This window comes from Chryseobacterium sp. CG10_8, from assembly GCF_058117085.1.
In genome coordinates this window covers 18703-29262 of record NZ_JBYVEB010000035.1, presented here as the reverse complement: position 1 = coordinate 29262, position 10560 = coordinate 18703, and the positions used below count along the sequence as shown (strand labels likewise).

Below are 10560 nucleotides of genomic sequence, written 5' to 3'. Positions count from 1 at the left end.
AAAAATTAGTTAAATTTCAGATATAGGATGCTCTTTTTTAACTGTTTTTCTGGATTGAAATTGGGTTTTCAATTGTTGCAAAATGTCTCAAAAAACACATGGTTAGACTCAATGATGGAGAAAAATTCAGTAAATTGCGTTTTATTTCCATTGCGAATGCAAAACTCATATACTGTTATCAACGCTTCAGCAGGTTCTGGGAAAACCTATACTTTGGTTCAACGGATTCTGATGATTTGTCTTAGAAATTACCATCAGGACCATACGATTCAACATATCTTAGCGCTTACTTTTACCAATAAAGCAGCGAACGAAATGAAGGAACGTATTTTGACGTGGCTCAAAAAGTTCAGTTCTCAAGGGTATGAAGTCAATGGTGATTTGATTTCGATTCAAGAAAAATTGAAAAATGAAGGAGTTAATGTGACTTTGCAGGATTTGCACGAAAGAAGTCAGAAGCTTTTAGATTATATTTTGCACCATTATTCGTCGCTCAATATAGGGACGATTGACAAATTCAATGCGAAGTTAGTGAGAAGTTTCTCTTACGAAATGGGATTGGCGAAGAATTTTAATCTTGAAATTAACGCAGAACCTTTCCTAATTGAAGCGGTGGATCAGTTGTTGGAAAAGATTGGCAATGATGAGGAGATCACGGAAAGCGTCCTTAATTATGTCCACTATTATCTGGACCAAAACGAGAAAGTTCAGTTGAATTCCGTGCTTTATGAATCTGCAAAAAAGTTCATCAGCGATGTTAATTACGAACCACTGAAAAGCAATCAAAACTTTGACCAAGAGAATTATAAAAAAGCGACTGAAAGTCTCAGAAAGGAAATTAGCGCACTCAAAGAATCTTCCGAAAAGGTATGCGCAGATGCTTTGCAACTGATGTCGCGATATGACTTGCAACCTGAAGATTTTGCGGGAGGTGCTAAATCGGGGATTGCTTATTTTTTCTTAAAATATCAAAAGGAGAAAGCGCCTTTGCTTAACGCGAGTAAGGAAAAGGAGGAAAACAAGATTTCTGCATACATGAAGGGAGCCTCGGCAAAAGGGAAGTCAAAAGAGCACGATATTACAACTGTTTTGGAACCACTTTTGGAAATGCGAATGCAGATTATCCAGAACGAAATTAATATCCAGAAAAAAAGAAAATTTTTGGACGCTTTGCTTCCTTTGAAGGTTCATCAAGAGATTCAGGATGAATTAGGGGTTATCGAAGAAGAAAATGATGTTGTTTTGCTGAGTAAATTCAATGTGTTGATTCGGGAGAATTTGCAAAACGAACCTTCGGAATTTATCTACGAAAAAATCGGAACTCAATTTCAGCATTACTTTTTTGATGAGTTTCAGGATACATCTTTGATGCAATGGCAGAATTTTGTTCCGCTTCGCAATCACAGTGTTTCGACCAATGACACGAGCTTTACGCTGGTTGGTGACCCCAAACAAAGTATCTATCGTTTTCGAGGAGGCGAGAGCCAAATTATGTTGAATATTATCAATCATAACGAGCGTTCGCCAAAACAAGCGGAAGTGGAGACCTTAACCGAGAATTGGAGAAGTGCAAAAAATATTGTGAACTTCAATAACCGCCTATATCAATATATTTCAGGGGAATTAGCGCCGGAACATCAGGAGATTTTTGGTGAAAAATCACAACAAAATGCCCAATCCAAAATCGATGGAAGAGTCAAAGTTCATCTCGTAGAGAACGAAAAGAAAGAAGATTTTTACGAAGAAGTTTCGGATAAAATGCAACGTGAAATTCAGGAGTGTATACAGAATGGATTTCGGTTTTCTGACATTACGATTCTTTGTCGTGGAAATAATGATATTTACCAATTTTCTCAAAAATTATCTGGTCTCAAAGTCTTTTATGATGGGCAAGAACAATATATCAAAACCATTTCTGAAAGCGGTCTGACGCTGAAATTATCTGATACGCTTAATGCTGTTATCCAGTTTTTGCAATGGTATAGCAACTCGAAGAATAAGAAAAATCTCGTGATGATGCTCTATCATCTTCGAGAATCAGGACGAATTGTGATGCCTGATTTTACGGAAGGTTCGCAAGAAATTTTAGGGTTAAAAGATGATGAAATTAATGCCTTTTTAGATGAAAAATATGGATTGAAACTGGATGATCATGAGTTTCCAAAACTTAATCTCTATCATTTTGTTGAATATTATTTGCGAGAATTTTCGGTGGAGAATAAGGAAGTGGATTTCTTGTTGAATTTCCTCGAAGTTTTGTTTCAATTTTCTCAAAATACAGGAGCAACCATCAAAGATTTTGTTAAATATTGGTACGAAGAAGCGTCCGAAAAAACGGTTCAAGCGTCGGAAAATATAGATGCCATCGAGATTATGACCATTCACAAAGCCAAAGGATTGGAGTTTCCAGTGGTTTTTTTACCGATGTTTGATGAGAATAATGATGGTAAATTCGAAGATTGGTTCTTGTTGCAAAACGATTTCCAACTGAATACGGTTAATTTGAAGAAATTCAGTCCAGAGATGGAAGTCTATGACACAGAAGTGGAAGAATTCAATTGGTACAATACTTACAAAAACAAGATTGACCGACTCTGCATCCAGTATGTTGCGACAACGAGAGCTTCGGAACAGATGTTTTTGTTTCTCCAGAAACCCAAAGAACTAAAATCAGGAACCAACGAAAGCAAATTGGAAATATTTGAATTCATTAAAACGTTGAAGGTTTCGGATTTGGATGAGTTTGATATTTATCCCATCGCTAATAAGGATCAACTTCTAAAGAAGTCAAAAGAATCCCAAAATGAATATCAGACGCAACGTATTTCTCAACTTCACAGGAACGAGCGTAAGGCTTCTTCCATCGTTATCGCAACGCCTTCCAAAAGTTATCAGGAACGAAATGAAAAGGTCCGAATGGGTATTTTTCAGCACGAAATCTTATCTTATATCCACTCCGAAAAGGATGTCGATAAAGTATTAGAAAAATATGTTTTGGAAGGAACTATTAGTCCTAATGAATCTGCATCTTTGAAACAGAGAATCACTCAATTAATTGAGAAATATCCCGATTATTTCCGAGAAGATTTTCCTGTCTTCAGCGAAAGAGAAATTATGATTTCTGAAAACGGGATTTCTAAAACTTATCGACCAGACCGAATGGTGAAAACCCCAGATGGTCTTATTGTGATCGATTTCAAAACAGGAGAGGAGCATGATAAATACCAGAAGCAAATTACGCAATATCAAAGGGTTCTTGAGGGTATCGGGGAAATAGTGGTTGGTACGGAAATTATCTATTTGTAAAATATCTTCATGGTTTTTTGTTTTCAGTATTTGAAAACTTTCGACTGAAGCTTCTTAAAGATCTAGTAGTGTTTTTCGGTATTTAACCATGGTTTTGGTAATGTACTACACATAAAGGAGATTTTGTATGGTTTTTGCCATTTTTAGGGAGTCAAAATCAGGTATATCCTGAGTGTTTTCTCGCTTCAGTTCTCTAATTCATCATAAATTACTGCTACTGAAATCCTTATGTTTTTTCAATCCAATGATTGAAGAGTATATTTTATTGACCAAATTTTCCAATTATTGGAAAAAATTTTCATTTTTTGGAAATTGTTCTAGTTTTCATTTTTAGAGCTTAAAAAAAATTGACGTCGTAAACTCCGGATCCTTCCGCACTTCTTGATCTAGGTCCAGGAAAGAAAGGGTTGTTAGTTCCTCGTGTTGCATTGGCGTCATTGACCGATGTAACTACTGTACCTAATCCGACGCATGGATTGATTGTTTGTAACACGACGAACAATCCAGCAAAAAATCTCATTGCTAACTCATTTTATTATTACAACGCGCAACCAACGTTCTTGAAATGGATGAATTTTGTAGATAGCTATTCAATTCAGGGGCTATTGGAGAATATAAAATTGCCTGTATACGTGGGGCAAGTTTATAAAACAAGTCAACAGGCTTTTACTTCATTTACAAACACAAATGTCAATATAGTTAACTTCAATACCCCCTCTACTGATTATTTTAGTTCCAATTATATTAAGAGAAAAACTGGAAGTACCACAACTTTCATTGTATTAAAATCTGGCTATTATGTTTTTGAGGGTTTTGGTACATGGCAGTTTACTGCAACAAGTGCTACTTTTTGGACGATTGCAATACAGGCTGGAACCTCGCTTTCAGATAGCGATACAGTAACGCCTTCTGAGTTTGCATTTGGAATGCGTTGTCCTTATTATGTGCATGAAAAAGCTCTTGATGTCTATTCAACATGTAATTTTTCAGGAGCGGTTTATCTTGATGCCAATACTGAGTTGAGGTTAGTAGCAGTGAGGAAGAATGGAGCTATTGCTACAGCGGGGACTTTAGGAGATGGATCGGATATGGCTGCGGGTGTTAAAATTACTTATTTCCCTTAAATTTTAAAAAAATGAAAAAGATAGTTTTTATATTTTTAGTATTGATTTCAGTGTCTGTTTTTTCGCAAGTTGGAATTAATACCGTATCACCACATGCGAGTACTTCAATGGAAGTATACTCAACATCAAAGGGTATTTTGTATCCACGAGTTGCTTTATTGAATAATACAGATCAAGTAACTGTTTTGTCGCCGGCAAAAGGATTAATAGTCTTTAATACCAATACCTCTGCAGCAGGAAGCAATCAGGTTGTAAAAGACCATTTGTACTACTGGGATGGGGTGCAATGGACTCAAGTTGTTGATTCAGAAGATGTTTATAATGCAATTGCTGGATTAAAGATTCCACGCCTTGCTGGATACATCTATAAGGAAGTAAGTCAAACTGTTAATAATCCAACCACTGACGTAGCTGCTACTTTTCCAGATGGAAGTATTGTCTCTGATTTTAACAACAATATCTACATGGAGAAGGATCCCAATGATACAACCGACACCCAATTTAAGTTTCTTCGGTCAGGAAATTATGGTTTCGAAGGATTTGTATGTCTTTTAATGAGTCTTAGTACCAATGATACTGTTCATCCAGAATTAAATATCCAGCGGTCAACTGATAATGGAGTTACATGGACTAATACCACGTTGGTTGCAACTGTTGAATATGATACGAATCTAACCACTGGTCTGACGATTCCAATTTACATTACCGGGGTGCTTAATTTGAACGCTAATGACTTGATTAGACTTGTTGTTAGAACAAGGTTTCCAGCAACTTCAAGTTATTCCAACGTAAATTATTTCTCATTTGCGAGAAGTAATGGGTTAGGTGTAAGATATAGTGCTGGTTTTAAAGCAGTGTACTATCCGCAATAAGTTATTAGTATCCTTATTGTAGTTTACATAACAATAAAGAGTCAGATAAGTATTCTCTCATTTGACTTTTTATTGCTATAAACCTTGATTTCTGTTGTAATCAGATCTCAAGGAAAATCTGCGTTAAGTATCGTAAAGAAAAAATATTACTGTATCCCAAGGAGAGAATAAGTAAAAAAGATTAATAATTTGTTGCTTATATGGTCTCCTCAGAAAGTTATCATCCTTTAAAACTTAGTTCTTGAAGGGCGCATAAAGTTTTTACTATAGGTTTAGAGAAGTCTTTATTCATATTGTATTTGGACTGTCTTTATTCTCTGTCTTTTTTGTGGTTCCTCAGTAGGGATCCATACAATAATAATTGTTAAGAATAATCACCATGTCAAGTAAGAGAATCCCAAGAGAAAAAAAAATGAATAACTCCAAAAAATGTAGAAAGTTTTTAAGTGAAGGAGTTTTTCCTTTGTTTGCTGGCGCTACATTTGTATGGTTTTTTATCAAAATAAAGAATTGTATCATCTTAAAAAAAGGAGTTAAGAAGACAAAACAAGGAAAGGAAAATGTCAGTCGCAATCTTAGTGAAGAAATTGCAATTATCAGCTTGGAGGAGTTGATGCTTCTATCTCAGACTTTACCTTAAGTTCATGGAGAACTTTTCTAATTTGTATTCTGCTTTGACACAATTTCGACCACAGCTTTCAGATTCGGAACTGAAATTTTGCATGTACTTGAAGATGGGGTATTCCATCAAAGAAATTGCGAGGTATACCAATTCTACTATCAAATCTGTGGAGAGTAGAAAGTATCGACTAAGACGAAAATTTGGTAATTCTTCTGATGCGTCCCTATTAGGTACTTTGAATTTGACGAATAATAAATAGGATTATTGTTGTTGGTATTTTTTAAAATACAATCTGATCGGCATGGATATGTTGATTTGAATTTTCTACTTTTTAGAGCTTATTAATATAGTGACAAATCATTATTTTGTCACTATATTTTATTTGCCTATACAAATTTATTTTCGTAATTTTGCACCTCATTTGGCGCTAATAATTGTTTGTAAATCAATAAAATATTGAATATCAACTCTTTCAAGGTTTTTGAAAGAGATTTTGTGTTTTATGGTTTACTTGCATTTCTTTACGCTGAAAGAAATCTAAAAATATTTTGCACTACTCCGTGAAAAGATATACCGGCGTTGCAGTTAGAAATTAGAATCAAGAATCAAGAATCAAGAATCAAGATTTTAGACTTTAGAACATCTGGAAAATTTCTGATAGCGCCAAATATCTGATTATTCCTTTCTAAATCTCGAATCCCGAATCTCGAAACTCGAAACTCGATCTTCTTTCTGATATTTTTTTAAAATCAAAATATTTTTTAACCCAAAACTTTTCTTATTACTTACTTATGAGTAAATCAAAAGCAACTCAAAAAACATCCGAAGTGATGCCTACGCAAAGGATTAATTTCTCTTCTGCGAAAGGTAGGATTTTGACTCCGGATTTTTTGGACGTACAGATTGAATCTTTCAAAGAATTCTTTCAATTAGATACGCTTCCAGAAGCAAGAAAAAAAGAAGCTCTTTACAAGACCTTCGAAGAAAATTTCCCAATCACAGACTCAAGAAACCAATTTGTATTGGAGTTTTTGGATTATTTGGTGGACTCACCAAGATATTCTATTGACGAGTGTGTAGAAAGAGGATTGACGTACTCGGTTCCTTTAAAGGCGAGACTAAAATTGTATTGTACTGATCCTGAACACGAAGATTTTCAGACTGTAATTCAGGACGTTTATTTAGGACCAGTTCCTTATATGACACCTTCTGGATCATTCATCATCAATGGTGCAGAAAGGGTTATTGTAACTCAGCTTCACCGTTCACCAGGGGTGTTCTTCGGACAAACTTATCACGCGAACGGAACCAAGTTGTATTATTCAAGAATTATCCCTTTCAAAGGATCTTGGATGGAATTTACAACCGATATCAACAATGTGATGTATGCGTACATCGACCGTAAGAAGAAATTACCTTTGACGACTTTGTTGAGAGCAATCGGTTACGAATCAGATAAAGAAATCCTTCAAATCTTTGATTTAGCTGAAGAAGTAAAAGTTTCTAAAGCTGCTTTGAAGAAAGTAGAAGGAAGAACTTTGGCTGCGAGAGTTTTGAACACTTGGTTCGAGGATTTCGTAGATGAAGATACTGGAGAAGTGGTATCTATTGAGAGAAACGAAATTATCTTAGATAGAGAAACTGTTCTTGAAAAAGAACACATTGATATGATTTTGGATGCTGGTGTTAAAGCAATTTTGATCCACAAAGAAAATTCTAACGAGTTCTCTATCATCCAGAATACACTACAAAAAGACCCAACTAACTCCGAGAAAGAAGCGGTAGAATATATCTATCGTCAGTTGCGTAACGCAGATCCACCAGATGAGGAAACTGCAAGAGGAATTATCGAAAAATTATTCTTCTCTGAGCAACGTTACTCTTTAGGAGAAGTAGGTCGTTATAGATTGAACAAAAAATTGAATTTGAACATCAACAATGACGTTCAAGTTTTGACTAAAGATGATATTATTGCAATTGTTCGCCACTTGATCGAATTAGCTAACTCAAAAGCTGAGGTAGATGATATTGACCACCTTTCTAACAGAAGAATCAAAACTGTTGGAGAGCAGTTAGCTGGACAATTTGGAGTAGGTCTTTCGAGAATTGCAAGAACAATTCGTGAGAGAATGAATGTTCGTGATAACGAAATCTTTACACCAACAGATTTGGTTAATGCTAAAACATTAACATCTGTAATCAACTCGTTCTTCGGAACCAACCAGCTTTCTCAGTTCATGGATCAAACCAATCCACTTTCTGAGATCACGCATAAGAGAAGATTATCAGCTTTAGGGCCTGGTGGACTTTCAAGAGAAAGAGCAGGTTTCGAGGTTCGAGACGTTCACCATACGCACTACGGAAGAATTTGTCCGATTGAGACTCCGGAAGGACCTAACATCGGTTTGATCTCTTCATTGGGTATCTATGCAAAAATCAATAATTTAGGTTTCATCGAGACTCCATATAGAAAAGTTGTTGACGGAAAAGTTGAATTGAATGACGATCCAATTTATCTTAACGCAGAAGATGAGGAATACAAAGTTATTGCTCAGGCTAACGTTGAGTTGAAGGATGATGGTACTTTCGAAACAGAAAGGATTATTGCAAGATTGGATGGTGATTATCCAGTTGTTGAGCCAAGTCAAGTAGATTTAATTGACGTTGCACCTAACCAGATTTCTGGTATTTCTGCATCTTTGATTCCGTTCTTGGAGCATGATGATGCTAACCGTGCATTGATGGGATCTAACATGATGCGTCAGGCTGTTCCATTGTTGAAGCCACAAGCTCCAATCGTAGGAACTGGTTTGGAAAGACAAGTGGCAAAAGATTCAAGAATCTTAATCAATGCTGAAGGAAGTGGAGTTGTGGAGTATGTTGATGCAGAAAAAATTGTTATCAAGTATGACAGAACAGAAGATGAAGATATTGTAAGTTTTGATTCTGCAACTAAAACATACAACTTAACCAAGTTCAGAAAAACCAACCAAAGTACTGTTATTACATTGAAGCCTATCGTTAGAGAAGGTGATACTGTAGAAAAAGGACAAGTTCTTTGTGAAGGTTATGCAACTGAAAACGGTGAGTTAGCTTTAGGTAGAAACTTAGTAGTAGCCTTCATGCCTTGGAAAGGGTACAACTTTGAGGATGCGATTGTAATCAACGAAAAAGTTGTTAGAGAAGACTGGTTTACTTCTATCCACATCGACGAATATTCATTAGAAGTTCGTGATACCAAATTAGGTATGGAAGAATTAACTGCAGATATTCCTAACGTTTCAGAAGAAGCTACAAAAGATCTTGATGAGAACGGTATGATCCGTATCGGAGCAGAAGTGAAGCCTGGAGACATTATGATTGGTAAGATTACTCCAAAAGGAGAATCAGATCCAACTCCAGAAGAAAAACTACTTCGTGCCATCTTTGGTGACAAAGCTGGTGATGTTAAAGATGCTTCTTTGAAGGCAGATTCTTCACTAAGAGGGGTTGTTATCAACAAAAAATTGTTCTCAAGAAATATCAAGGACAAAAAGAAAAGAGCAGAAGAGAAATTGAAATTAGAAGAAATTGAAAACAATTATCAGTCTAAATTCGATGATCTTAGAAATACATTGATCGAGAAACTGAACAACTTGGTAAATGGTAAAACTTCTCAAGGAATCAAAAATGACTTAGAAGAAGAAATCATTTCAAAAGGAGTGAAGTTTACTCAAAAATTGTTAATGTCTGTTGAAGATTACGTTAACATTAGTGGTGCTGATTGGACAGTGGATGCTGATAAAAATGAGTTGATCACGCAATTGATTCATAACTACAAAATCAAGTATAATGACTTGATGGGTATGAAGAATCGTGAGAAATTTGCAATTTCTATTGGTGATGAGCTTCCTGCTGGTATCATGAAGTTGGCTAAAGTATACATCGCTAAAAAACGTAAACTGAATGTAGGAGATAAGATGGCAGGACGTCACGGTAACAAAGGTATTGTATCCAGAATCGTTCGTGAAGAAGATATGCCATTCTTAGAAGACGGAACACCAGTTGATATCGTATTGAATCCACTTGGGGTACCTTCTCGTATGAACATCGGACAGATTTATGAAACAGTTCTTGGATGGGCTGGTCAAAAATTAGGATTGAAGTTCGCTACGCCAATCTTCGATGGAGCATCTTTGGATCAAATTACTCAATATACTGACGAAGCTGGACTTCCAAGATTCGGTAACACCCACCTTTATGATGGAGGAACTGGAGAAAGATTTACGCAGCCTGCAACAGTTGGAGTTATCTACATGTTGAAATTAGGACACATGGTTGATGACAAAATGCACGCACGTTCGATTGGACCTTACTCATTGATTACTCAGCAGCCTCTTGGAGGTAAAGCTCAGTTCGGAGGTCAGCGTTTCGGAGAGATGGAGGTTTGGGCGCTTGAAGCGTTTGGAGCATCTAACATCTTGAGAGAAATCTTAACGGTGAAGTCAGATGACGTGATTGGTAGAGCAAAAACTTATGAAGCAATTGCAAAAGGAGAAGCAATGCCGGAACCAGGAATCCCTGAATCCTTCAATGTATTACTTCACGAATTGCAAGGTCTTGGACTGGATATAAGACTTGAAGAGTAATTTTAAAT

The 10560-nt window shown here is 36.1% G+C and carries 5 protein-coding genes and 1 pseudogene; all 6 read left to right on the top strand.

Going from position 1 to position 10560, the window contains the following annotated elements; translation table 11 throughout:
• Nucleotides 1-156 precede the first annotated feature (156 nt).
• The 6 genes and pseudogenes from AC4AGG_RS07700 to rpoB all read left to right on the top strand — a co-directional run bounded on the left by AC4AGG_RS07700 (nucleotide 157) and on the right by rpoB (nucleotide 10552).
• Nucleotides 157-3306: a UvrD-helicase domain-containing protein gene (locus AC4AGG_RS07700; protein WP_489771414.1), complete on the top strand. Its 3150-nt coding sequence runs from the start codon at nucleotides 157-159 to the stop codon at nucleotides 3304-3306.
• Between the two features lie 371 nt (nucleotides 3307-3677).
• Nucleotides 3678-4430, top strand: a pseudogene (locus AC4AGG_RS07695) (phage tail-like protein); the annotation flags it as partial.
• 11 nt (nucleotides 4431-4441) lie between these two features.
• Entirely contained in the window at nucleotides 4442-5302 is an 861-nt protein-coding gene (locus tag AC4AGG_RS07690; RefSeq protein WP_489771413.1) for a phage tail-like protein, read from the top strand.
• 379 nt (nucleotides 5303-5681) lie between these two features.
• A complete protein-coding gene (locus tag AC4AGG_RS07685) occupies nucleotides 5682-5942 on the top strand; it encodes a hypothetical protein (protein WP_489771412.1) in 261 nt (86 codons plus the stop codon).
• 4 nt (nucleotides 5943-5946) lie between these two features.
• Complete coding sequence (locus AC4AGG_RS07680) at nucleotides 5947-6183, top strand: helix-turn-helix transcriptional regulator (protein WP_489771411.1); 237 nt, start codon at nucleotides 5947-5949, stop codon at nucleotides 6181-6183.
• Nucleotides 6184-6715: 532 nt separating this feature from the next.
• Nucleotides 6716-10552: a DNA-directed RNA polymerase subunit beta gene (gene rpoB / locus AC4AGG_RS07675; RefSeq protein WP_489771410.1), complete on the top strand. Its 3837-nt coding sequence runs from the start codon at nucleotides 6716-6718 to the stop codon at nucleotides 10550-10552.
• Nucleotides 10553-10560 lie beyond the last annotated feature (8 nt).